The 24630-nt window shown below is 76.3% G+C and carries 18 protein-coding genes; 6 read left to right on the top strand and 12 right to left on the bottom strand.

What is annotated here, in order from left to right; genetic code table 11:
- Positions 1–38 precede the first annotated feature (38 nt).
- The 6 genes from MUU72_RS17480 to MUU72_RS17455 all read right to left on the bottom strand — a co-directional run bounded on the left by MUU72_RS17480 (position 39) and on the right by MUU72_RS17455 (position 6065).
- On the bottom strand, positions 39–950 hold the full coding sequence (locus MUU72_RS17480) for a hypothetical protein (protein WP_372503154.1): 912 nt from the start codon (positions 948–950) through the stop codon (positions 39–41).
- Positions 951–1104: 154 nt separating this feature from the next.
- Positions 1105–2643 (bottom strand): hypothetical protein, encoded by a 1539-nt coding sequence (locus tag MUU72_RS17475; protein ID WP_248014209.1) that lies wholly within the window; start codon positions 2641–2643, stop codon positions 1105–1107.
- A gap of 145 nt (positions 2644–2788) precedes the next feature.
- Positions 2789–3469 (bottom strand): pyroglutamyl-peptidase I, encoded by a 681-nt coding sequence (gene pcp / locus MUU72_RS17470; protein WP_248014208.1) that lies wholly within the window; start codon positions 3467–3469, stop codon positions 2789–2791.
- 14 nt (positions 3470–3483) lie between these two features.
- Positions 3484–4452 (bottom strand): DUF979 domain-containing protein, encoded by a 969-nt coding sequence (locus MUU72_RS17465; protein ID WP_248014207.1) that lies wholly within the window; start codon positions 4450–4452, stop codon positions 3484–3486.
- On the bottom strand, positions 4449–5159 hold the full coding sequence (locus MUU72_RS17460; RefSeq protein ID WP_248014206.1) for a DUF969 domain-containing protein: 711 nt from the start codon (positions 5157–5159) through the stop codon (positions 4449–4451). The genes MUU72_RS17465 and MUU72_RS17460 overlap by 4 nt, the downstream gene beginning before the upstream one ends.
- 162 nt (positions 5160–5321) lie before the next feature.
- Positions 5322–6065, bottom strand: coding sequence for a GntR family transcriptional regulator (locus MUU72_RS17455; protein ID WP_248014205.1), 744 nt, complete (start codon positions 6063–6065; stop codon positions 5322–5324).
- A 226-nt stretch (positions 6066–6291) separates the two neighbouring features.
- Between MUU72_RS17455 and MUU72_RS17450 the strand changes: the two genes are divergently transcribed.
- Genes MUU72_RS17450 through MUU72_RS17440 form a run of 3 tightly spaced genes read left to right on the top strand, consistent with a single transcriptional unit; the run spans position 6292 to position 8635 of the window.
- Positions 6292–7068, top strand: a complete 777-nt coding sequence (locus MUU72_RS17450) for a LamB/YcsF family protein (RefSeq protein ID WP_248014204.1) — start codon at positions 6292–6294, stop codon at positions 7066–7068.
- A complete protein-coding gene (gene pxpB, locus MUU72_RS17445; protein WP_248014203.1) occupies positions 7065–7772 on the top strand; it encodes a 5-oxoprolinase subunit PxpB in 708 nt (235 codons plus the stop codon). The genes MUU72_RS17450 and pxpB overlap by 4 nt, the downstream gene beginning before the upstream one ends.
- Positions 7769–8635, top strand: coding sequence for a 5-oxoprolinase subunit C family protein (locus MUU72_RS17440; RefSeq protein ID WP_248014202.1), 867 nt, complete (start codon positions 7769–7771; stop codon positions 8633–8635). Before pxpB ends, MUU72_RS17440 begins: the two co-directional genes overlap by 4 nt.
- 238 nt (positions 8636–8873) lie before the next feature.
- Here the strand turns inward: MUU72_RS17440 and MUU72_RS17435 are convergent, their stop codons facing one another.
- The 5 genes from MUU72_RS17435 to MUU72_RS17415 all read right to left on the bottom strand — a co-directional run bounded on the left by MUU72_RS17435 (position 8874) and on the right by MUU72_RS17415 (position 17243).
- A complete protein-coding gene (locus MUU72_RS17435) occupies positions 8874–12500 on the bottom strand; it encodes a hydantoinase B/oxoprolinase family protein (RefSeq protein ID WP_248014201.1) in 3627 nt (1208 codons plus the stop codon).
- Positions 12497–13357, bottom strand: a complete 861-nt coding sequence (locus MUU72_RS17430; protein WP_248014200.1) for an SGNH/GDSL hydrolase family protein — start codon at positions 13355–13357, stop codon at positions 12497–12499. The genes MUU72_RS17435 and MUU72_RS17430 overlap by 4 nt, the downstream gene beginning before the upstream one ends.
- The gene (locus MUU72_RS17425) at positions 13354–14589 is read right to left on the bottom strand and encodes a glycosyltransferase (RefSeq protein ID WP_248014199.1); all 1236 of its coding nucleotides are present in this window, start codon (positions 14587–14589) and stop codon (positions 13354–13356) included. Before MUU72_RS17425 ends, MUU72_RS17430 begins: the two co-directional genes overlap by 4 nt.
- A complete protein-coding gene (locus MUU72_RS17420) occupies positions 14586–15707 on the bottom strand; it encodes a glycosyltransferase family 4 protein (RefSeq protein ID WP_248014198.1) in 1122 nt (373 codons plus the stop codon). Before MUU72_RS17420 ends, MUU72_RS17425 begins: the two co-directional genes overlap by 4 nt.
- A gap of 111 nt (positions 15708–15818) precedes the next feature.
- The gene (locus MUU72_RS17415; protein ID WP_248014197.1) at positions 15819–17243 is read right to left on the bottom strand and encodes a HEAT repeat domain-containing protein; all 1425 of its coding nucleotides are present in this window, start codon (positions 17241–17243) and stop codon (positions 15819–15821) included.
- A 312-nt stretch (positions 17244–17555) separates the two neighbouring features.
- Here MUU72_RS17415 and MUU72_RS17410 point away from each other — a divergent pair, with 312 nt between their 5' ends.
- Positions 17556–19022 (top strand): PP2C family protein-serine/threonine phosphatase, encoded by a 1467-nt coding sequence (locus MUU72_RS17410; protein WP_248014196.1) that lies wholly within the window; start codon positions 17556–17558, stop codon positions 19020–19022.
- Positions 19023–19257: 235 nt separating this feature from the next.
- Here the strand turns inward: MUU72_RS17410 and MUU72_RS17405 are convergent, their stop codons facing one another.
- Positions 19258–20778 carry a DNA-binding protein NsdB gene (locus MUU72_RS17405; protein ID WP_248014195.1) on the bottom strand — a complete coding sequence of 507 codons (1521 nt, stop codon included), beginning with the start codon at positions 20776–20778 and terminating at the stop codon, positions 19258–19260.
- 285 nt (positions 20779–21063) lie between these two features.
- Here MUU72_RS17405 and MUU72_RS17400 point away from each other — a divergent pair, with 285 nt between their 5' ends.
- Together MUU72_RS17400 and MUU72_RS17395 are read left to right on the top strand one after the other, a co-directional pair.
- Entirely contained in the window at positions 21064–22191 is a 1128-nt protein-coding gene (locus tag MUU72_RS17400; protein ID WP_248014194.1) for an aminoglycoside phosphotransferase family protein, read from the top strand.
- 336 nt (positions 22192–22527) lie between these two features.
- Complete coding sequence (locus MUU72_RS17395; RefSeq protein ID WP_248014193.1) at positions 22528–24543, top strand: N-acetylmuramoyl-L-alanine amidase; 2016 nt, start codon at positions 22528–22530, stop codon at positions 24541–24543.
- Positions 24544–24630: the final 87 nt, after the last annotated feature.

The raw sequence follows: 24630 nt of genomic DNA, 5'->3' as shown, positions 1-24630 counted from the left end.
TCGGTGGGCGGGGCGGGGCGGGGCCGGGCGGCGGGCGGTCAGCCGGAGTGGAACGGCAGACCGGCCTCGGCGACCAGGTCGAGATCGTCGGTCTCCTCGCCGGGCAGCAGCGAGGCGCTGCCGTCGGAGACCGGGACGATGCCCAGCTCCAGCAGCTCGGCCATGGCGGCGCTGCCGGCCATGTCGCGGACCTGGAGCTGGTAGCGGGCGGTGGTGCGGTAGGCGCCGCCGGCGTCGTCGCCGGTGCGCTGGAGGAAGCCGGAGTCGACGAGGAAGGCGACGGCCTTGGCGATGATGCCGGTGGTCGAACCGGCCAGCCGGCGGGCGTCCTTGGTGGCGCCGGTGGCGCTGCGCCGGGCGTAGACCCGCCAGGCGGACTCCAGGCCGGGGGCGCCGGTGGCCGGGTCGGTGTTCTCGCCGTCCTGCTCCGCGCGCTCCTCCAGGCGGCGGCACGCCTGGCGGACGAAGGCGTCGACGCCGTTGACGGTGATCCGGCCGATGTAGCCGTCGTCGGCGAGGTCCTCCGGGCGGGGGAACGCCAGGGCGGCGACGGCCAGGTGGGCCAGGCCGTGCAGGAAGCGGTCGGCGGAGTCGGCGGAGGCGCGGCGGGCGTAGTCGCCCATGCGGACGGCGAAGACGGAGTCCTCGGCGGCGGTGACGGCCATGCCGGCGCGGGTGGAGACCTCCAGGACGATCAGGCCGAGGCCGCCGGCGACGGCGTCCGCGAGCCGGGCGAAGGCCGGCTCGTCCCGATAGCGGCGCAGCAGGTCGGCGTAGCCGGCGTCGCGGGCCGGCAGCAGCTTGGGCTGGAGGCCGTAGGAGACCAGCCGGGCGGCGTCGGCGGCGTCGGCGGGGGTGAGCGCGGGGGTGCGCACCTGCTCGCCGGGGGCGTCGGGGAGGGGGGCGGCCGGGGCCGTTCGGGGGGCGTCGGCCGGTGCGCCCCAGGCCACCTCGCCGGTGCCGGGCGCCGGGGTGGGCTGCGGCACCTCGCCGGCGTCGTACTGGGTCACGGGGCAAGCTCCTTGCGGGGGGCGGTCGGGGGTGTCGCGCGGCGCGGCGGGGGCGGGCCGGCCGCGGTCGGGGGGCGGCGCTGGGGCGCAGGCATCAGGCCACCTCCGAGCGGTCGGCGGCCATCCCGGCGGCGTCCAGCAGGGCGGTGCCGACGATGAGGTCGGCGCCGCCGAACTCGGGGTCGGTCAGCTCGGTGCCGTCGTCCACGGCGAACAGCAGCCGCTGCTCGCCCTGGCGGTAGGCGGTGCCGACCGGCGGGCTGGCGGCGTGCACCGCCAGCAGGGCGACCAGGTAGGGGAGTTCGGGGTCGGTGCGGCGGGCCTCGGCGAGCAGGCCGGACAGCCGGCGGGGGGCGTCGGCGGGCAGGTCGAGCAGGGCCATCGCGGCGTCCAGCTGGGCCTCGCTGAAGCGGCTGTCGTCGGGGGTGGCGACGAGGTCCGGCTCGGGCATCTCGGCGCCCAGGTGCTCGCGCTCGGCGGGCGGGGTGAGCAGCACCTCGACGAGGTCGGCGACCCGGACGGCGGCGGGGGTGCGCAGTCCGGTGCCGCGGGCGAAGAAGGCGTCGGTGACCCGGGTGGCCTGCTCGACGGGGAGCGGCAGGACGGGGGCGACGAGCTGGCCGTAGAGGTCCAGGCCGGTGCGGGCGGCGGGGGCGGCGAACGCCTGGCGGTCCTGTTCGGCGCGGAAGAGCGGGCCGGCCTCCAGGAGGCGGGACTGGAGCTGGGTGTGGCGGCGGATGCAGTCCTTGACAATGTCCACGAGCTCGGCGGCGCGGCGCTTGTGCTCGCCGGTGCGGGCGTCCACCGCCTCGGCCTCGTCGCGAGCCTTGCGGATGTTGGTGAGGATGGCGTTCTCGTGGCGGTAGCGGTCGGCCACGTGGTCCAGCGCCTCGTTGATCATGTCGGGGACGGTGCGCAGCCAGTCGACCGAGCGGACGTTGCGCCGGGTGGCCTCCAGGGTCTTGCGGAGGGTCTCGGCGTACTGGACGGTGCGGTAGCGGGCCTGTTCGGCGGCGAGCTGGGCGTCGGCCAGGCGGCCGCGGCTGATCAGCACCTCCAGCTTGACCTCGGCGGCGATCTGGGCGCTGGTGACGTCGGTGTCGAGGGCACCGACCAGGACGTTGACGGCTTCGTCGGTGGCGCGGAGGTAGACCTCGCCGCCGGCGCCGGGGACCTCTTCGATGAGCTTGAAGTCGTAGTCGCGGCGGACGTACCGGCCGTCGGTGCCGAAGGTGCCGTAGACGGCGCGGAAGCCGCGGTCGACGCTGCCGACGTTGATGAGGTTCTCCAGCACCCAGCGGGCGACCCGCTCGTGCTCGGCGGCGGGGCGGTCCGGGGCCTGGGCGGCGACCCGCGGGAGGACCTTGGCCACTATCTCCTCGTGGTCGGCGCCGGTGTCGAAGTCCATGTTGAGGGTGACCAGGTCGATGACCGCGAGGGCCACCTCCGCCATGGCGTAGACGCCGTACTCGCCCGCGAGGTTGGCCTTGCGCGCGTCGAGGTCGTGCAGCGGCGCGGTGCACGCCAGGGCGCGCAGCCGGCGGGCCAGTCCTTCGTCGGCGGCGGGGCCCGGCGCGGGCCGGGCCTGGCCGTTGAGCTGGGGCGCAGCGGCCCCGGGGGCGGAAAAAGTCACGTCGCACAGAGTAGGCGCTGGTACTGACAACGGACGAAACGGCGCGGATCCCGCCATGGGTGGACCGCGACCGGGCCCCTTGACGGACCGGTGACCCGGACCCGCCGTCCGGCCGGCTGATCATTTTACCGGCCGGTCCGGCGGGTCAGTGCGTGGCCCCCTCGGCGATGCGCAGGTCGGTGCGGGTGCGGGCGGCGGTGGCGGCGATCTCGCGCAGGGCGGTGGCGGTCGCGCCGACCGGCAGCGAGGGCTGGGCGCGGTCGGTGACCTGCTCGGGCGCGTAGGGGACGTGCACGAAACCGCCGCGGAGGTGCGGCAGTTCGGTGGCGATGAGGTGGGCGAGCCCGTAGAAGACGTGGTTGCAGACGAAGGTGCCGGCGGTGTTGGAGACCGAGGCGGGCAGGCCCGCGGCGCGGACGGCCGCCACGCACGCCTTGATCGGGAGGGTGGAGAAGTAGGCGGCGGGGCCGCCGGGGACGATGGGCTCGTCGATGGGTGCGGCGCCGGCGGTGTCGGGGATGCGGGCGTCGTCGACGTTGACGGCGACCCGTTCGACGGTGATGTCCGGGCGCCCGCCGGCCTGCCCGACACACACCACGACGTCGGGACATATCTCGTCGATCGCGGCGCGCAGATGGGAGAGCGACCGGCCGTAGACGCAGGGCAGTTGCACGGCGTGCAACGCCAGCCCGTCGAGCGGTGCGGCCACCGCGGTGCGCACCGCCTCCCAGGAGGGGTTGGCGGTCTCGCCGCCGAAGGGCTCGAAGCCGGTGAGCAGGACCCGGGTCGCGGGGCCCGCCGGGGCGGGGGTCGTGGTGGAGGTCATCCGGTCTCCCGGGGTCAGAAGGCGAACAGCGCCATGATCAGGATGTTGCAGCCGAGCAGGATGCCGGCGGTCGGCAGCTGCGCCTTGATGGGCCCGTACTGGTCCTTCAGTTCCAGCAGCGCCGCCGGGACGATGTTGAAGTTGGCGGCCATGGGCGTCACGAGGGTGCCGCAGAAGCCGGCCAGCATGCCGAGGGCGAGGACGGCGGCGGGGTTGCCGTGGAAGTGGCCGATCAGGACGGGCCAGCCGACGGCCGCGGTCATCACGGGGAAGGCGGCGAAGGCGTTGCCCATGACGAGCGTGAAGGCGAACATGCCCAGGCAGTAGACGGCCACCGCGACGTAGAGGGAGTCCTTCGGGAGCACGGCGGTGGCGAGCTTGCCGACCTGGCCGCCGACGCCGGAGACCTGGAAGATGGTGCCGAGGGTGGCCAGCATCTGCGGCAGCAGCATCGCCCAGCCCATCGCCTCCAGCATGGTGCGGCCGGACTGTACCGGTACCGACAGCCGCTTCTCGCGCAGCAGCAGCATGGCGACGGCGAGGGCGGCCACCGCCCCGATGCCCAGGCCGAGGATGGTCTCGCTGCCCTGCTGGAGGACCGGCTCGCCCCCGATGGAGAGGTGTTTGACGCCGAGTGCGCAGGCCATCGCGACGGCCGGGATGGTCAGCGCCGGGATGAACAGCCGGTTGCCCAGGCGGGCGGCGCTCGCGGTGCGCTCCTGGGGGGTGGTGGTGCGCGGGGTGCCGCGCCCGGTGCAGCCGAAGCCGGCCAGGACGGCCATCACCAGCACCGCGGCGCCCAGGGGCTCGGCCGGCGCCCGCTTGGTGACGACCCAGCTGCTGTAGATGAAGCCGGCGCCGACCAGGCCCCAGAAGGCGCCGGTGCCGAAGCGCTTGGGGTTGCCGCGGTCGGTGACCATCTGGGCGGCCATCACCAAAAAGCTCAGGCCGACCAGCCAGTAGAACCACTCCGCCTTGATCATCGGTTCGCCTCCGCGGTGGTCGTGGACTGCGCGGCGGCGGTGAGCAGTTCGCGCTCCAGGTGGCGGTCCAGGCGCAGCAGCCGCCAGCCGTGGACGGCGAACGCGCACACCGCGGTGGGGATCGCCCACAGCGCCAGGTGCAGCGGTTCGAGGTGGGTGCCGTAGGTGGTGTTGACGAAGCCGGTGATCAACAGGATCGAGCCGACCGCGAGGAAGACGTCCTCGCCGAAGAAGAGGCCGACGTTGTCCGCGCTGGCGGCGAAGGAGCGGACCTTCTCCCGGGTGCGGCCCGGCAACCGGCCGTGGCGGCGCTCGGCGGCGGCCTCCGCCATCGGGGCGGCGAGCGGGCGGACGGTCTGCGCCGGCCCGAAGACGTTGGTCAGCCCGACGGCCGCGCCGATCTGCCGCAGGCCCAGGTAGAGGGTGAGGAAGCGGCCGGTGGTGAGTTTGCCGAAGCGGGCGATCAGGGCACGGGCCTGTTCCTGGAGGCCGTAGCGCTCCAGGAGGCCGATGACCGGGAGGGTGATGGCGAAGATGGTCACCGACCGGCTGCCGGCGAAGCCGTCGCCGAAGGCGGCGAGCACCTTGACCGGGTCGAGTCCGCCGAGGAGGCCGGTGACGATCCCGGCCACCGCGACGACCAGCAGGGGGTTGCGTTTCGTGGCGAAGCCGAGGACGACCACGAGCACGCCAAGGAGCACGATCAAGGAGCGACCGCCTTCCGCGTACGGTCCCCCGCGGAATCGGGCGGCCCACGGGGCACCGGGGCCGCGGATCCGGGGGAGCGACAAGAGATTGCTGCGGAGGCTATGTGATTGTTGAACGATCCGACAAGGGGTTGACGGCGGGGAAAGCGCGGACGAACGTCGCTAGCGCTCGGCGATGCGCTGGGCGTAGGCCGCCGACAGCTGGGTGCGGGAGTCCTCCAGATAGGCCCGCAGCAGCTGCTCGGCCCCGGCCGCGTCGCCGGCCAGCAGCGTCCGGACGATCTGCCGGTTGCGGACGAGGTAGGGCGAGTGGAAGCGCTGGGGGTCGTCCATCACGTGGAAGACCAGCCGGAGTTCGGCCAGCACGCCGCGCATCAGCTCGTCGGTCCGCGGGCTGCCGGCCAGCGCGACGATCGCCTGGTGGAAGCGGAGGTTGGCGGTGGACAGCTCGTCCCAGGCGCGGTCCGCGGCGGCCGTCTCACCGGCCCGCACCGCCGCCTCGATCGCCCGGACCGACGCGTCCGCCGCCGGCCCGTACGGGCCCTGGCCCAGCCCGCGCACGGCCGCGCACTCCACCAGCATCCGCACCCGGAAGATGTCGTCGAGGTCCTCGACGGTCACCACCCGGACGAACACCCCGCGGTTGAGCCGGTGCTCCAGCAGCCGCTCGTGGGTGAGCAGCCGGAACGACTCGCGCAGGGTGTTGCGGGAGACGCCCAGCGCCCCGCCGATGCTCTGCTCGGACAGCCGGGCGCCGGGCGGGAAGTAGCCCTCGGTGATCCGGCCGCGCAGGATGTCGGCGACCCGCTCGGCGGTGCCGGCGCGGTCGAGCAGGGCGCGGTCCCGTTCCAGTTCGGCGACGTCGGCGAGCCGCCGCTGGTCGTTCCTGGTCACTCCGCCGGCCATGCGCGCTCCGCTCCGCTTTCGTTGCGGACGGGCCGGGCGGCCCGTCCGGCTGCGATGTTGAGCGGAAGTCAATCCCAGATGGCGGGACAGGACAACACACCTCTTGTGGGATCGTTCAACAATCTGTAGCTTGCGCTGCGGTGGCCGGCACCGGTCGGCCGCACCGCCGCCCGCGCACCCGCCCGGGCACCGGCGCTCCCCCTCCGCGCTCCCGGAACGGATGTCCATGACTGAACCGGCCGCCCCGCCCGTCATCGACCTCAACGCCGACCTCGGGGAAGGCTTCGGCCGCTGGCAGCTCACCGACGACGAGGCCCTGCTCTCCGTCGTCACCAGCGCCAACGTCGCCTGCGGCTTCCACGCCGGCGACCCGTCCACCATGCGCCGGGTCTGCGAACTGGCCGCGGAGCGGGGGGTGGTGATCGGCGCCCAGGTCTCCTACCGCGACCTGGCCGGCTTCGGCCGCCGCGCGATGGACGTCCCGCCCGGGGAACTGGCCGACGAGATCACCTACCAGATCGGCGCGCTGGAGGTCTTCGCCCGTGCCGCCGGCGCCCGGGTCGGTTACGTCAAACCGCACGGCGCGCTCTACAACCGCTGCGTGCACGACGCGGAGCAGGCCGCCGCGGTGGCCGCCGGGATCCGCGCCGCGGGCGGCCGCCTCCCGGTCCTCGGGCTGCCCGGCTCCCGGCTGCACGCGGCCGCCGCGGAGGCCGGACTCCCGGTCGTCGGGGAGGCGTTCGCCGACCGCGCCTACACCGACCGCGGCACCCTCGTACCGCGCCGCGAGGAGGGTGCCGTCGTGCACGACCCGGACACGGTGGTCAAGCGGGCCGTCGGGCTGGCCCGGGACAAGGCGGTCACCTCCCGCGACGGCACCCGGATCACGGTCGCCGCGCGCTCCCTGTGCCTGCACGGCGACACCCCCGGCGCCGCCGGACTGGCCCGGCGGGTGCGGTCCGAACTGGCCGCGGCCGGGGTCCGCGTGCGGAGCTTCGTATGACGCCGCGGCCGGCGGCCGGGCCGCTGCCCCTGCGGGCGCTGCCGGTCGGCGAGCACGGGCTGCTGGTCGAGCTGGACCGCGCCGAGGACGCCGGGGCGCTCCACGCCGAGCTGCTGCGGCGGGCCGCCGGCGGCACCCTCCCCGCGGTCCGCGAGATCGTGCCGGCCGCCCGGACGGTCTTCCTCGACGGGCTGGCCGACCCGGGCGCGCTGGCCGCGGAGCTGCCCGGCTGGCGGGTCCCGCCGCCGGCCGCCGGCGACCGCCCGGCCGTCGAGATCCCGGTCCGCTACGACGGCCCCGACCTCGCCGAGGTCGCCGCGCTGTGGGGCGTCACCGCCGAGGAGGTGGTCCGGCTGCACGCCGGGACCGCGTTCCGGGTCGCGTTCTGCGGATTCGCGCCCGGCTTCGGCTATCTGACGGGGCTTCCGGAGCGGCTGGGCGTACCGCGCCGGGCGACCCCGCGCACCCGCGTCCCGGCCGGCTCGATCGGCCTGGCCGGTCCGTACACCGGGGTCTACCCGCGCTCCTCCCCCGGCGGCTGGCAGCTGATCGGCCGCACCGACGCGGTCCTGTGGGACCCGCGGCGCGAGCCGGCCGCACTGCTCGCCCCCGGCACGCCGGTCCGCTTCGTCCCCGTGGACGCCCCCGTGCCCGCGCCGCGCACCGGCCCGTCCCGACCCGCCCCCCAGGAGTCCGCCCGATGACCGACCGCGCCCTCACGGTGGTCCGCGCCGGCGCGCTGACCACCGTCCAGGACCTCGGCCGGCCCGGCCACGCGCACCTGGGGGTACCGCGGTCCGGTGCGCTCGACGAGCCCGCGCACCGGCTCGCCAACCGCCTGGTGGGCAACCCCGCCACGGCCGCCACCCTGGAGACCACCGTCACCGGCTGCGCCGTCCGCCTGCGCACCGCCGCCACGGCCGCGGTCACCGGCGCCGCCTGCCCGGTGAGCGTCGACGGCCGCCCCGCCCCCTGGGGCGCGCCGGTCCGCGTCCCGGCCGGCGCCGTCCTGGAGGCCGGCCCGGCCACCCACGGCCTGCGCTCCTACGTGGCCGTCGCCGGCGGGATCGACGCGGAGCCGGTGCTCGGCAGCCGCGCCACCGACCTGCTCTCCGGCCTGGGCCCCGAGCCGCTCGCGGACGGCGCGGTCCTGCCGCTGGGCCCCCCGTACGGGCCGCCCCCCGCGGCCGCCGACGCGGTGCCGCAGCCCGGTCCCCCGGCCGAGCTGGTCCTGCCGTTCCTGCCCGGCCCGCGCGACGACTGGTTCACCGCCGCCGGGCTGCGCACCCTGGCCACCGCCGCGTTCCGGGTCTCCCCGGCCACCAACCGCATCGGGCTGCGCACCGAGGGCCCGGCGCTGGAACGCGCCCGGGACGGCGAACTCCCCAGCGAGGGCATGCCGCTGGGCGCGCTCCAGGTGCCGCCGAACGGCCTGCCGGTGCTGTTCCTGCACGACCACCCCACCACCGGCGGCTACCCGGTGGCCGGGGTCGTCCCGGAGCGGTTCCTGCCCGCGGCGGCCCAGGCGGTGCCGGGGACGCCGGTGCGGTTCGTCCGGCTGCGGTAGCGGGGGACGCGGCGGCGGAGCGCGCCCCCGCGGGCCCAACCACCCACCGCGCACCGGGCGTTCACCCTGCGCGCCCCGCCGCGCCCGGCACCACCGGGACGAGCCCACAGGTACGTTCCGTCGCCGGTCGCTCGCCGAGTGCGATCGTTCGGTCCGCCGGCCGGAAGGAACCCCGATGCGCCTGAGTGGCGGCGCCGGGGTCCGGCCGGGGCCCGGGGCACCCCCGGCCGGCCGCCGGTCACGGTGCCCCGTAGCCGCCGCCCCCCGGTGTCCGGATCACCAGGACGTCGTCCGGGCCGACCTCGGCGGTGTCGCAGCCGCGCAGCTCCTCGCGCGAACCGTCCGCGCGCAGCAGGAAGTTGGCGCCCAGCGCGCCCGGTCCGCCGCCCGCCATGCCGTAGGGCGGGACCCGGCGGTGGCCGGAGAGCAGGGCGAGGGTCATCGGCTCCAGGAAGCGCAGCCGCCGTTCCGCGCCGCGGCCGCCGTGCCAGCGGCCGGTGCCGCCGCTGCCCGCGCGCAGCGCGAAGGCGTCCACCCGCACCGGGTACCGCCACTCCAGCACCTCCGGGTCGGTGAGCCGGGAGTTGGTCATATGGGTCTGGACGGCGTCCGCGCCGTCGAAGCCCTCGCCGGCGCCCGAGCCGCTGGCGACGGTCTCGTAGTACTGCACCCGCCCGTTGCCGAAGGTGAGGTTGTTCATCGTGCCGGAGCCCTCGGCCTGGACGCCGATCGCCGCGTAGAGCGCGCCGGTGACCGCCTGCGAGGTCTCCACGTTGCCCGCGACGGTCGCCGCCGGCGGCACGGGCGCCAGCATCGAGCCGGGCGGGATGCGGATCTCGACGGGCTTGAGGCAGCCGCTGTTCAGCGGGATGTCCTCGGCGACCAGGGTGCGCAGCACGTACAGCACCGCGGCCCGCACCACCGAGCTGGGCGCGTTGGTGTTGCCGGGCTGCTGCGGGGAGGTGCCGGCGAAGTCCAGCACGGCGCTGCGGGCGGCGCGGTCCACGGTCAGCGCGACGCAGATCCGCGCGCCGCTGTCGGTCTCGTAGCGGTACCGCCCGTCCGGTAGCCCGGGGAGGATCCGGCGCACCGACTCCTCGGCGTTGTCCTGGACGTGCCGCATGTAGGCGCGGACCACGTCCAGTCCGAACTCACCGGTCATCCGGCGCAGTTCGCGGATGCCCTTTTCGTTGGCGGCGATCTGGGCGCGCAGGTCGGCGAGGTTGGCGTCCGGGGCGCGGGAGGGGTACGGGCCGGAGGTGAGCAGCGCCCGGGTCTCCCGTTCCCGCAGCCGCCCGCCGCGGACCAGCAGCCAGTTGTCGAAGCGGACGCCCTCCTCCTCGATGGTGCGGCTGAACGCGGGCATCGAACCGGGGGTGATGCCGCCGATCTCGGCGTGGTGGCCGCGCGAGGCCACCAGGAACAGCAGCTCGGTGCCGTGCGGGTCGAACACCGGTGTGACGACGGTGACGTCCGGCAGGTGCGTCCCGCCGTGGTACGGGTCGTTGACCGCGTACACATCGCCCGGCCGCAGGTCGTCGCCGCGCCGCCGCAGCACCTCCTCAACGGTCTCCCCCATCGATCCCAGGTGCACCGGGATGTGCGGGGCGTTGGCGACGAGGCCGCCCGCGGCGTCGAACAGGGCGCAGGAGAAGTCCAGCCGCTCCTTGATGTTGACCGAGTGCGCGGTGTTCTCCAGCCGGACGCCCATCTGCTCGGCGATGGCCATGAAGAGGCTGTTGAAGACCTCCAGCATCACCGGGTCGGCCGCGGTGCCGACGGCGGTCCGGGCGGGGCGCGGCCGGGCGCGGGTGAGCAGCAGGTGGCCGCGCTCGCCGACGGCGGCCCGCCAGCCGGGGTCCAGGACGGTGGTGGCGTCGTCCTCGGCGATGATCGCCGGGCCGCCGAGGGTGTCGCCGGGGCGCAGGTCGCCGCGGCGGTACAGACCGGTGTCCGTCCAGCGGCCGCCGGTGTGCATCCGGACGGTCTCCACCGCCGCCGGCGCCCCCTCCCGCGCGGCGAAGTGGTGGCGGTACCCGGCGGCGCCGCCGGCCGCGCCGCGGGTCTCCACGGACACCGCCTCGGCGACCAGCGGCTTGTCCATGGTGAAGCCGTAGCGCTCCCGGTGCGCCCGGGTGAAGTCCGCGGCCATGGCGTCGGCCGCGCCGAGCGGGACGCCGAGCGGGGAGTCGGTCCCGGCGTAGCGGACCAGCACCCGGGCGCGGGTGGTGAGGGACTCCTCCGGGACGCCGTCGGCGCGGAGTTCCCGCCGGGTCTGCCGGGCCAGCGCGTCGCACACCCGCCGGACCCGGTCCGCCCCGTCCCGCTCCCCGAGGGGCTCCTCGACGGCCTGTTCGCGCATCGCGGTGGCGTCGGCGACCCCGATGCCGTACGCGGAGAGCACCCCGGCCAGCGGCGGCACCAGGACGGTGGTGACGCCCAGCGCGTCGGCGACCGCGCAGGCGTGCTGGCCGCCCGCGCCGCCGAAGCTGACCAGGGCGTAGCGGGTGATGTCCCGGCCGCGCTGGACGGAGATCTTCTTGACCGCGTTGGCCATGTTGCGCACCGCGATGTCCAGGAAGCCGGCGGCGACGTCCTCGGGGCCGCGGTCGTCCCCGGTCTCGGCGGCGGCCCGGGCGGCCAGCTCGGCGAACCGCGTGCGGACCGCGGCGGCGTCCAGCGGCTGGTCGCCGTCCGGTCCGAAGACCTGCGGGAAGTGGCGGGGCTGGATGCGGCCGAGCATGACGTTGGCGTCGGTGACGGTGAGCGGGCCGCCGCGGCGGTAGCAGGCCGGCCCGGGGTCGGCGCCGGCCGAGTCGGGGCCGACGCGGTACCGGCGGCCGTCGAAGTGCAGGACCGAGCCGCCGCCGGCCGCGACGGTGTGGATGTCCATCATCGGGGCCCGCATCCGGACCCCGGCGACCTCGCTGCCGAAGACCCGCTCGAACTCCCCCGCGTAGTGCGAGACATCGGTGGAGGTGCCGCCCATGTCGAAGCCGATCACCCGGTCGAAACCGCCGTCCGGGCCCGGTCCGCCGCCCGCGGCCGCGGCGGCCGCCCGCGCCATCCCGACCACCCCGCCCGCCGGGCCCGAGAGCACCGCGTCCTTGCCGCGGAAGTGCGCGGCCTGCCGCAGCCCGCCGTTGGACTGCATGAACAGCAGCCGGACGCCGGGGAGTTGGGCGGCGACCTCGGCGACGTAGCGGCCGAGGATCGGCGAGAGGTAGGCGTCGACGACGGTGGTGTCGCCGCGGGACACCAGCTTCATCAGCGGGCTGACCTCGTGCGAGCAGCTCACCTGCGGGAAGCCCGCCTCCCTGGCGAGCGCGGCGACCTGCTCCTCGTGCGCGGGGTGGCGGTAGCCGTGCAGCAGCACCACGGCGGCGCTGCGCAGCCCGTCCGCGCGGGCGGCCCGCAGCGCGCGCCGGACCCGGTCCCGGTCCAGCGGCCGGACCGCCTCCCCGTGCGCGCCGACCCGTTCGGGCACCTCGATCACCCGGTCGTAGAGCGCCTCGGGCAGCACGATCCGCCGGTCGAAGATCCGCGGGCGGTTCTGGTAGGCGATCCGCAGGGCGTCCCGGAAGCCCTCGGTGATCAGCAGGACGGTGGGCTCGCCGGTGCGCTCCAGCAGGGCGTTGGTGGCGACGGTGGTGCCCATCCGGACGACCGCGACCCGCTCGGCGGGCACCGGCTCGTCCGGGCCGAGGCCCAGCATCATCCGGATCCCGGCGACCGCGGCGTCGCGGTAGCGCTCGGGGCGGTGCGAGAGGAGCTTGCCGGTGACCAGCCGCCCGTCCGGCCGCCGGCCGACGACATCGGTGAACGTGCCCCCGCGGTCGATCCAGAACTCCCAGCGTCCGGTCACCCCGCCATTGTCGCAGCGCCGCCCGGCTCGGACAGGGCCGCGAGGGCCCGGCGGGTGGCGCCCTCGGCCGCGGCGTCCAGCAGCCGCCCGGTGCCGGCCAGCTGGTGCCGGCACTCCCGTACGGCCAGCGCCAGCAGGTCCGGCAGCAGGTCGGTGCAGCGGTCGGCGACCCAGCGGGTGCCGCGGGTGGCCAGCCACACCGCGGCGCCGGTCCGGGTCGGGGGCGGGCCGTCGAGGGTGAGCGGGGGCGGCGGGCCGGGCGCCAGGCCCCGGGCGGCGAGCGCGCCGTGGAAGGCGCGGGCCAGCAGCCGGTGGCCGCGCTCACCGGGGTGCAGCCGGTCCACGCTCCAGGAGGCCCGGTCGGCCACCCAGGGCCGGCCGGCGAGGTGCAGGTGGACGCCGCCGTGGCGGGCCGCGACCGCGTGCACGACGGTGTTGACGGCGCGCATCCGGCGGGCCAGCGGCCGGGCCAGCGGGGCGGGCAGGCCCAGCATCCGGCCGGGGTCGGGCAGGCAGGCGGTCAGCACCACGGCCCCGCCGGCGCTGAGCGTGCCGTGCGCGCGGTCCAGGGCGGCGGCCACCGGTCCGATCGCGAAACCGGCCCGCAGCGTGTCGTTGGCCCCGGCCACCAGGGACGCGTAGCGGGGGGCCAGTGCGCGGGCCACCGGCAGCTGCTCGCGCACCACGTCCACGGCCAGCGCCCCGCTGCGCGCCAGGTTGACCAGCTGGACGCCGCCGGGCGGCTCGCCCAGGGCGGTGGCCAGCAGCGCCGCCCAGCCCCGCCAGCCGCCCCCCGGCACCGGGTCGCCCAGGCCCTCGGTCAGCGAGTCGCCGAGCGCCACGAAGCGCGCCGTCACCGCCGGCCCCGGGGCGCGACCGGGCTCGGCCAGGGCGCCGCGGCGGGCCGTCCGCCGCCCGGCCGCACCGCGTCGTGGGCGGCCAGGAACGCGTCCACCGCCGGCCGCCAGCCGTAGCCCTCGGCGCGCTTGCGGGCGGCGGCCCGGCGGACCGGTTCGGGCCGCGCCAGGACCCGCTGCACCGCGTCGGCGAAGGACGGCCCGTCATCCAGCGCGGTGTCGCCGCCCGCGCCGACCAGGCCGGCCAGCGCCGAGGCCGCGCTGGCCACCACCGGGGTGCCGCAGGCCAGCGCCTCCAGCGCCGCGAGCCCGAACGTCTCGGCCGGGCCGGGCGCCAGCACCAGGTCGGCGCTCGCCTGGAGCGCGGCCAGCCGGCCCCGGTCGGCGACGTGCCCCAGGAACACCGCCGGCAGCCGCCCGGCCCGCGCCCGGGCCGCCAGCCGGGCCCGCAGCGGCCCGTCGCCGGCCACCACCAGCACCGCGTCGACACCCCGCCGCCGCAGCTCGGCCAGCGCGTCCAGGGCCCGCCCCGGCCGCTTCTCCGCCGACAGCCGGGAGCACATCAGCAGCAGGACCGCGGCCCGCCCGGCGTGGTGGCCGCGCAGCACGGCGCTGCGCAGCTCCGGGTGGCAGGCCGCGAGGTCGACGCCGAGCGGCGCCCGGACCACGTTGCGCGCCCCGGCCCGGACGAACTCCGCCGCCGCCCACTCGGTGGTGCACACCACCCGGCTGTAGGCGTGCGCGGTGCGGAGGTTGGCCCGGTCGGCGACCGCGCGGGCCAGCGGGCGCGGCACGCCCCAGGTGCGCAGCACCCCGTCCACGCTCTCGTGCGACACCATCACCGCCGGCACCCGGGCCCGCCGCGCCCACTCCCCCGTCCAGCGCAGCGTCGTGCGGTCGCAGACCTCCAGCCGGTCCGGGGCCAGCGCGGCCAGCAGCCGCTGGAGCCGGGGGCGGCCGGTCAGCACCCGGTAGCCGCCGCTGCCGGGCACCGGCACGCCCGGCAGGGTCAGGACCCGCCCCTGCGCGCCGTCCTCGTCCCGGAAGCCGCGCGGCCCCAGCGCGTCCGGCGGGCCGGGAACGACCAGCACCGGGTCGTGCCCGGCGGCCCGGTAGCCGGCGCCCAGTTCGCGCAGGGCGGTGCGCAGCCCGCCGGACTCGGGGGTGACGAAGTTGGCGATCCGGACGATCCGCAGCCCGGTCCCGGCGGGGCGGACCCGGCGGGCGGTCATGCCGCCACCGCCGTCCGGTCGGCCAGCACGTCCGCGTAGTGGCCCAGCAGTTCGTCGCCGACCGCCTCCCAGGTGCGGGCCGCGACCGCCCGCCGGCCGGCGGCGCCGTAGCGCGCCCGCAGCTCCGGGCTGCCGGCCAGGGTCCGCACCGCGTCCCGGAGCGCGTCCCCGTCGCCGGGCGGCACCAGCAGCCCGGTCCGCCCGTGGTCGACGAGGTCCAGCGGCCCGCCGGCGGCCGGCGCCACCACCGGGACGCCGGACGCCATCGCCTCCTGCACGGTCTGGCAGAAGGTCTCGTACGGGCCGGTGTGCACGAAGAGGTCCAACGAGGCGTACAGCCGGGCCAGTTCGTCACCGGTGCGGCGGCCCAGGAACCGCGCCTCCGGGAGCTGCGCCCGCAGCGCGGCGGCGCTGGGGCCCTCGCCGATCACCACGGTGCGGACCCCGGGCAGCCGGGAGGCCCCGGCGAGCAGCCGGACGTCCTTCTCCGGCGCCAGCCGCCCCACGTACCCCACCAGCAGCTCCCGCCCCGCCAGCAACGAGCTGCGCAGCACCGCGTCCCGCCGGCGCGCCGAATCGACCCCGCGCGGCCACAGCCGCACCCGGGGCACGCCGTGCTCGGTCAGGTCCAGCAGCGCCGCGCTGGACGGCGCCAGGGTGAGGTCGGCGGCGGCGTGCACCGCCCGGATCCGCCGCCAGGCCGCCGCCCCGCCGCGCCCCAGGTACGTCCGGGCGTAGCGCGCCATGTCGGTCTGGTAGACCGCGACCGCCGGCACCCCGCGCCGGGCCGCGGCCGCCATCCCCCGCGCCCCGAGGACGAACGGGCTGGCCAGGTGCACCAGGTCGGGCCGGTGCCCGTCCAGCGCCGCGGACAGCCGCCGCCCCGGCAGCGCGATCCGCACCTGCGGGTAGCCGGGCAGCGGCATCGAGGGCACCCGCACCACCGGGCACGGACTCTCCCGCGCCTGCGCGGCGGCGGCCGGGACGGAGTTCGCCAGCGGGGCGACGACCAGCGGATCGTGGCCGCGCCGGACGAGGTGGCGGGCGGTTTCCAGGGCGCAGTGTGCGACACCGTTGACGTCGGGCGGGAAGGATTCGGTGACGAGGGCGACACGCATACCGCTGTTGTCGGCGGGCCGTGCGTGGACCGGGCCACGAGGACCTTGCCGTCCGGCGAACGTCCCATGAGCGTTCGCCCACCCGCCCCGACGGGGCGGGGCGCGTCCCGGCTAGGCCGCCGGGGCGTCCGGTCCGATCCGGGCGCGCACCGCGGTCTGCACCTCGGCCTCCTCGGCCGGGTCGGCGGCGAGCCGGCGGAGCTGCTCGACGACCCGGTCGTCACCGGTGGCGGCGTGCCGGGCGGCCAGCTCCCGGGTGGTCTCCTCGCAGTCCCACAGGCACTCGACGGCGAAGCCGGCCGCGAACCCGGGGTCGGTGGCGGCGAGCGCGGCGGCGGCCCGGCCGCGCAGCTGGGACGAGGCGGTCTCGCGGTAGAGGTGGCGGAGCACCGGGGCGGCGCAGGCGATGCCCAGCCGTCCGGCGCCGTCGACCAGCTCCCACAGCCCGGCGGCGTCCGGCCCCTCTTCCCGTACGGTGCGGCGCAGCGCGGCCAGCACCAGGTCGGTGTCGCGGCGGGCGCCCCGGCGGGCGAGCATCGCGGCGGCGGAGGCGCCCAGCCGGTCGGTGCGCACCACCCAGGCGCGGGCCCGCTCCACGGCGGCCACGCTGCGCATCCGCTCGTACGAGGACAACGCGGCGGCGACCAGGGCCTCGGAGGAGAGCGGGTCGGTGGCGGCTTCCTCGATGAGGTCGAGGACCGCCGGGTCGCCCCGTTCGGCGAGGTGGTGCAGGACGGCGGCGCGCGCCACGTCCGGTCCGCCGCGGCCGGCCCGCAGCAGTTCGGCGCGGTCCTCGGGCCCGGCCACCGCGCTCAGGCAGCGTGCCGCGGCGAGGTAGCGGTGCTCACCGGGGCGGGCCTCCAGCTCCTGCTGGGCCCACTCCAGCACCTCCGACACGCTCCAGCCGGGGCGTGGCCCGCGCGGCCGGAGCTGGCGCTGCCAGCGGTCGAACGAGCCCTGCTCCCCGGCGGCGGCCAGCCGCGCGCCGTAGCGGGGGTCCTCCGCCCACAGCCGCCAGGGCCGCGGTTCGAAGGCGTCGCGGACCGCGGCGGCCAGCTCCGCCTCGCCCTGCGGGGTCCCGGGGAACCGGGCCAGCACGGCGGGCGCCAGGCTCAGCAGGCCGGCGTCGTCGTCCCGCAGCGCGAGTTCGTCCAGGGCCCAGCGCCAGTTGCTGCCGGCCGCGGCGTAGCTGCGCAGCAGCAGGCGGGCGGCGTCCCGGCCGTAGGCGGCGAGGTGGCCCAGGACGGCCAGGGCGAGCCCGGTGCGCTCCTCACCGGTGTCGGTGAGGTCGTCGGGGTGGAAGAGGTGGCGTTCGATCTCCTCCAGGCCGCCGTCGAGCTGCATGTAGAGGCGCGCGTAATAGAGCGAGCGGTTCTCCACCTGCCAGTCCCGGCGGGGGTCGCGCAGCACGCAGGTGTTGAGTGCCGCGAGCGCCTCGGCCCGCGGCGCCGCGAGGGCGTGCAGGGTCCCGTCGCCGCGGCCTCGCTGGAGGAGGCCGAGCAGGGTGCCACTGGGCGCTATGTCTGGATCGAACATGAGGTCAGCATCCGATGCGGGGGACGGGCTGGCAACGGGATTTCCGCCGACCGGCATTCTTGCCGGTGACCGCGGGCCCTATGCGTCGTTCCCACCATGGATCGGCGGGGTAGACAGCTGTACGGCGGCCGCAGCCTAGCGTGGAACGTTTCATTCCGCCGATTCGGCCCGGTTGCCGCAGGGAAGCCATTGGCATATGCCAGATGCACCACCGTATCGGGTAATGCCAATTCCCTTACGCACCGTCGCGGCCTGTGCAAGAGTCGTAACCGGCCCCTATCCAACCGGCGCCGCCTGATCACGGAGTACGTCATGCCGCCCCCTCTCTTCGCGGACCACCCAGCCGATCGGACGCCCGAGCGTGACGCGGTCGAGGCCCTCATCTCGCAGGCCCGCACCCTGCGCGGTGGGCTCGACGCGGTACGCAGAGAGTCCTCGGTGGCCGGAGACCTCGCCGCCGACCCGCAGCTGCGCTGGCAGCGCGCCCTGTGCGACCTCGCCGTCCACCACCTGGACGACCTCGGCGGCCACCTCGACCAGCTCAGAGAGGGCCTGCCCGCCGCGCGCGCCGAGGAGGCCGAGCCGTACGCCGGCCGCCCGGCCGCCCCGCCCGAGCCCGAGGCGCCCGATCGCGGGGCGCTGCTGCGCCGGGTGGGCAGCGCCGAGTGGAACCTCCTCACCGACGAGGTGACCTGGTCCGACGAGCTGTACGCGATGGTGGGCCGGGAGCCGGCCGACGGGCCGCTGACCCTGGACGAGCTGCCCTCCCTGGTGCACCCCGACGACCAGGAGAAACTGGCCGTCATGGTCACCGACTGCCTGGTGGACGGCCGGCCGATCGACGGCGAGTTCCGCATCCTGCGCGCGGACACCGGGCTGCGCACGGTCCACATGGTCGGCGAGCCGGTGCTCGACGCCGACGGCGGCACGGCCTGCATGTGGGCGGTGCTGCGGGACGTCAGCGAGCTGCGGCGCAGCCAGACGGCGGTCCGGGAGACCGGGGACTCGCTCCGCCGGGAGCGGCACCTCGCGCAGACCGAGCACCGGCTCGCGGTCGAGCTCCAGGAGGCCGTGCTGCCGCCGTGGCGCGGCTCGCTGCGCTTCCCCGAGGGCGGTCCGGTCACCCTGGACCTGGCCGGCCGCTACCTCCCCGCCGCCACCTCCGCCCTGATCGGCGGCGACTGGTACGACGCCCTCCAACTCCCGGACGGGCGGACGCTGTTGAGCGTCGGCGACCTCACCGGCCACGGCGTCGCCGCGACGTCCGGGATGGCGATGGTGCTCGGGGCGCTGCGCGGGATGGCGGTGGCCGGGCACCGGCCGGGGCAGCTGATGGCCTTCCTCAACCAGCTCCTGGACACCGCCACCCAGCCGGCGCTGGGCAGCGCGGTGTGCTGCCAGTTCGACCCGGCGACCCGCTCGCTGGAGTGGGCCCAGGCCGGGCACCCCGCACCGCTGCTCTTCCGCGGCGGCACGGGGCGCGCGCTGGACCCGCCGGAGGGCGTCCTGCTGGGCGCCACCACGGGCGCGGGCTACGGCCAGCACACCGAGCGGCTGGAGCCGGGCGATCTGCTGGTGCTGCACACCGACGGCCTGGTGCCGCGGCGCACGCACGGCCCGGACAGCGCCCAGGAGAGCGCCGAGCGGCTGCTGGCCCTGGCACCGCGCTTCGGCGCGGCCCGCAGTGCGCAGGAGAGCGTCCGGATCGTGGTCGAGGAGTTCGGCGCCACCGAGCGGGAGGACGACGCCTGCGTCCTGATCGCCAGGGTCGGCGGCTGACGCACCGCACGGCGCGACCGTCGAGGGCGGACCGGCCACCCGGCGCCGGCCGCCCCGGGGGACCCGGGAACGCACCGAGGGCGGTGGGCGGTGGCGGGGTGGGTGAGGGGTGAGTCGGGTGGGGTGGGTGCGGTGGAGGAGGGATCGGGTGCCGGACCGCGCCGGGACCGACGGGGCCACGGGATCGTCGTGCGGGTGAGGCGTCCGCCCCCGGAGTCCGGACACCTTCCGGCGGTCAGACCGAGAAGTTCGCGCCCAGGCCCGTGCCGGGGCCCAGGGTCGCCGTCTTCCCCTTGGGCTTCGCCTTCGGCAGGACCTGCTGGAGCTCCTCGCGGAGTTCCTGGATCGGGCCGCAGCCGGCGTACTGGCCGGTGAGCCGGAACATCTCGCGCAGCCGGTCCCAGGTGCGGTGCGAGGAGTTCTCCCCGATGGAGACCAGCGCGAGCCGGGCGTAGCGGTCGGCCTGTTCGGGGTCGTCGCCGAGGAAGCAGGCCGAGGCCATCGAGATGTAGTCGAAGATCTGCGACCGCTGGTGACCGCTCTTGCGCAGCTGGAGCGCCTTCTTGGCATGGCTCTGCGCGATCCTGGCGGCGGAGGGGTCGTGCTCGGCGAGGGTGCGGAACGCCAGGGCCTGCATGCCGTGCAGGTCCGCCTCGTCGAACATCTGCATCCAGGCGGGCGGCGGCACGTCGCCGCGGTCGGAGACGAACAGCTCCTCGGCCTCGCCGAGGGTGCGGCGCATCGCCTGGCCGTGGCCCTTGGAGGCGTGCGCCCACGCCTCGATGGTGTGCAGCATGGCGCGGGTGCGCGGCAGGGTCTCCTGGCCGGAGCCGGACTGGGCCAGTTTCATCAGGTCCAGGGCGTCGTCCGGGCGGCCGAGGTGGACCATCTGGCGGGCGGCGCGGGAGAGCGCCTCGCCGGCGCGCGGGCGGTCGCCACCCTCGCGGGCCGCGTGCGCGGCGATGATGAAGTACTTCTGCGCGGTGGGCTCCAGGCCCACGTCGTGCGACATCCAGCCGGCCAGCACCGCGAGGTTGGCCGCCACCCCCCACAGCCGGCGCTGGAGGTGGTCGGGGTGGCGGTAGGCGAGCATGCCGCCGACCTCGTTGAGCTGGCCCACCACGGCCTTGCGCTGGAGGCCGCCGCCGCGGGCCGCGTCCCACCGGCGGAAGACCTCCACGGAGTGCTCCAGGGCGTCGATCTCCTGGGACCCCACGGGCGCCGCCTCGTAGCGGTCGAGGCCGATCTGGTCGAGTTCGTACAGGGATTCGCCGGCGAGCGGATCGTCGTGGCGGAGGGCGGTCGGGCCGGGGTCGGTGTGCAGCCAGTCGTGCATGGCGCCGGTGAGTGCGGAGCCCGCGGCGAGCGCCGCGCCCGCCCCCACCAAGCCGCGTCGATTGAGCATGAGGTCCATTCCCGTGAATTCCGTGAGGACCGCGGCGGTCCGCTCGGGTGCCCACGGCAGACCGTCCATGGCCTGCCGCTTCCCCGCGCGACCGGGCCGGGCGAACCCGAGGTCCTCGGTGGTTACGACACGGCCGAGGCGCTCGGTGAACAAGGAGGCCAGTACCTTGGGCACCGGATCGCGGGGCGTCTCCCCCATGTCGATCCAGCGCCGGACCCGCGAGGTGTCGGTCGCCAGCTGCGGATGGCCCATGGCCGCCGCCTGCCGGTTGACCAGTCTCGCCAGTTCGCCCTTGGACCAGCCGGCCAGGCCGAAAAGGTCCGCGAGACGGGTGTTCGGCTCCCTGCTCACGTCAAGCCCCCAGGTTCCTCGACTGAGTTGACAGTAACGGCCGCTGACATGGGCTGCGAGCATTCGCCAGGGTTCGCCAGGGTGCGCCAGATGGTCTGCCACCCGCACCCGCGTGTTCGGTAGGTGTGCAGCCCCCGGCCCGGTGGCGGGACCGCATTCCCCAGGGTGCGCGCCCTGCACGGGGCCCTGTGGACCGGCCGCCCGTACGGGACCCGTTCACGGGTTCCCGCCACCGGACCGGGAGCGCACGCAACTCGTCGGCGCACGAAGGGATCTGTCTCACCCATGTATGCAGCATCGTCCGCCGTGACCGCCCCCACCCGGACGTACCGCCCGCACCCCGCCGGGAGCGGTCCGTATCTGGACCCCTCCCCTCCCGCGGGGGCGGTGGCCGGTCTCCCCGGCGGCCGGAACCGGCGGGCACAGGGGCTGGGCACCCAACCGCTGAGCGGGAGACTCGACTTGTCCGGCCCGCAGGGCGCCCAGCTGCGCGCCGCCGTCGCCTCGGTGCACCGGATCTGCCCGGAGTTCAACCCGGTTCAGGTGCTGCGCCGCGGCGGGAAGACCGTACTGCTCCTGGGGACGACCGGCCGGATGAGCGCGGTGGCCAAGTGTTTACTGGACCACTCCCCCGCGTGGGCCGAGAGCTTCCGGCAGGAAATAAGTGCGTACCGGGCGTTCGTCCGGCACCGTCCCCCGGTCCGGGTGCCCCGGCTGGTGGCCGCCGACCCCGACAACTGCACGCTGGTGCTGGAGCGGATGCCGGGCCGGGTGGCGGCCCTGGCGCGGCATCCCGCCGAGGCGCCGCCGCGGGCCGATGTGCGGGCCGCGCTCGGGGCGATCTGCCGGGTGAACGCCTGGCGCCCGCCCGCCGGGCTGTTCGACGCCCCGCTCGACTACGCGGGCCGGATCGGGCGCTACCACGACCTGGGGCTGCTCACCGACCGCGATCTGGGCGACCTCCAGAAGCTGCTGCACGGGCTGGCGCACACCCAGGGCCAGTTCTGCCACGGCGATGCCCTGCTGAACAACGTCCTGCTCTCCCCGGCCGGCCCGGCGCTGCTGGACTGGGACAGCGCCGGCTGGTACCTGCCGGGCTACGACCTGGCGACGCTGTGGACGGTGCTCGGCGAGGCGCCGGCGGCGCGCCGGCACATCAGCCAGCTCGCCCAGGCGGCGGGCACCACGGCCCGGGACGCCTTCCTGGTGAACCTCATGCTGGTGCTCACCCGGGAGATCCGGCGGTACGAGACGGCGGTGCAGCGGACGATGCGGGAGCCCGCGCCGGCCGCCGTCCCGGGGCAGCCCGGGGGTCCCACGGCCGGTGAGGAGCAGCGGCTGCTGCTGCGCAGGCTGCACGACGACGCGCAGATGGCGCGGCGGGCGGTGCGGGCGGCGGTGGGCACCCGTTGACCACCGGGGTGCGGGCGGCACCCCAGGGATCGGCTGAGCGGCGCGGCCCGGTGCGGGCGCGCCGCTCACCCGCGCATTGGTCCATTCCACTGACGCTCCGCAGGTCCCGGGCCCGGCCCGGGAAGGCTCCTGGCGGTGCTGCCCTGACATGCGGAAACCCGTTCCGGTGCGGTGGCTGACGACGCGTCGGCAAACCTATGGTTCTCGGCCCACCGGGGGCTTAGTCTCGGGTTCTCCCGCACGGCGGCGGTCCGGCCGGTGCGTCCGCGCACCGGGCAGGCCGCCGGCACACCACCGTCACCCCGTCCCGGCCCGGGCCGGCCTGAGGAGGCTGTTTTGCGAGGATCCGCCCCCGACGACGCGTCAAGACCCCGCCGCCGCGCGCTGCGCCGGTCCGCCACCGCCCTCACCGCGGCGGCGCTGCTGCTGCCGCTGGTCTCGGCGGCCCCGTCCGCGGGCGCCGGGCAGTCCGGGCCCGACGCGCTCCAGCAAGCCTTCAGCGACGCCGCCGCCCGCTACCACGTCCCGCGCAGTGTGCTGCTGGGCGTCTCGTACCTGGAGTCACGCTGGGACGGCCACGGCGGCGCGCCCAGTGTCTCCGGGGGCTACGGGCCGATGCACCTGACCGACGCCCGGGCGGCGCTGGCGCGGGCGCCGGAGTTCAGCGCGGACGACGAGGACGCCCGCGGCGACACCGCCCGGCCGGTCCGCGCCGCCCCGCGCCCGGCGGCCCACCGGGCGGTGCTGCCCGACCGCCTCCCGGCGCGGCTGCGGACGCTGCCGGAGGCGGCGAAGCTGACCGGGCTGCCGGCGGCGAAGCTGCGCACCGACCCGGCCGCGAACGTACTCGGCGGCGCCGCGCTGCTGGCCGCCCAGCAGCGCGCGCTGGGCCTGCCGGCCGGCGGCGATCCGGCGCGGTGGTACGCGGCGGTGGCGCGCTACGGCGGCCAGGACGATCCGCGCAGCGGGGCGGCGTTCGCCCGGGACGTCTTCGCGGTGCTGCGGCAGGGGCAGAGCCGCACCACGGACGCCGGGCAGCGGGTCACGCTGGCCGCCGCGCCCCGGCTGGCCCCCGACCCGGCCCAGGAGAAACGTCTCGGCGCGGCCACCGCGCAGCGCGCCGCCGCGCCCGGTGGCGCCGGGGCGCTGGAGTGCCCCTGGTCGGTGGCCTGCGAGTCCTGGCCGGCGCCCTACGAGGAGTACGACAACGGCACCAACTACGGCAACCACGATCTGGCCGACCGGCCCCGGGACCAGCGGATCGACACCCTCGTCATCCACGACACCGAGGGCTCGTGGGAGACCACCCTGCGGCTGATCAAGGACCCCAAGTACGTCTCCTGGCACTACACGATCCGCTCCGCCGACGGGCTGATCGCGCAGCACGTACCGACCAAGGACGTCGCCTGGCACGCGGGCAACTGGTTCGTCAACACGCACTCGATCGGCATCGAGCACGAGGGGTTCCTGGCCGCGCCGGACGCCTGGTACACCGAGGCGATGTACCGGACGTCGGCCCGGCTGGTGAAGTATCTGGCGAAGAAGTACCGGATCCCGCTGGACCGGCAGCACGTCCTGGGCCACGACAACGTCCCCGGCACCACGCCGGGCACGGTCCCGGGGATGCACACCGACCCCGGCCCGTACTGGGACTGGGCGCACTACTTCGCGCTGCTGGGGCGGCCGTTCGAGCGCACCGCGGGCCGGGACGGCGGGCTGGTGACCATCCGGCCGTCCTACGACCGCAACCGGCCGGTCTACACCGGCTGCGAGAAGGCCGGCACACCCTGCCCGGAGCACGGTTCCACGGCCGTCCGGCTGCACACCGCGCCCAGTGAGAGCGCGCCGCTGATCCAGGACATCGGGCTGCACCCGGACGGTGCGGCGACCACGACCGGGGTGAACGACACCGGGGCGCGGGCGACGACCGGGCAGCGGTTCGCGGTGGCGGGCCGGTCCGGTGACTGGACGGCGATCTGGTATCTGGGGCAGCAGGCGTGGTTCCGCAACCCGCGGTCGCACCCGACGGCGGTGGACGCCAAGGGGCCGGTGGTGACGCCGAAGGCGGGCCGGGCGGAGATCCCGGTCTACGGGCGGGCCTATCCGGAGAAGGAGGCGTACCCGTCGCAGGTGCCGGTGCAGGCGGTCACGCCGCTGCCGTACAAGCTGCTGTCGGGCCAGCGGTACGCGGTCGGCGGGCAGGTCCGGGCGGACTACCTCTACGCGCCGACCTTCGACATCGCCCGGCACGTGGTGGTGCGCGGCGAGGACCGGTACTACGAGATCCAGGTGGGCCACCGCATCGGCTACGTCCGGGCGGCCGATGTGGACGTGCGGTCCTCGGAGTCGTAGCGGCCGGAGCGGTGCGGGAACAGGGCGCGCGCCCGGTGGCGGTCGGGGGACCGCTGCCGGGCGCGCGTCGCTGCGCGGCCGCCCACC

The sequence above is a fragment of the Streptomyces rhizoryzae genome, from assembly GCF_023155275.1.
In the GTDB taxonomy this organism is placed as follows: Bacteria; Actinomycetota; Actinomycetes; order Streptomycetales; family Streptomycetaceae; genus Streptomyces; species Streptomyces rhizoryzae.
Note: the sequence above shows the minus strand (reverse complement) of the source record. Positions and strands in the feature narration are given on the sequence as shown.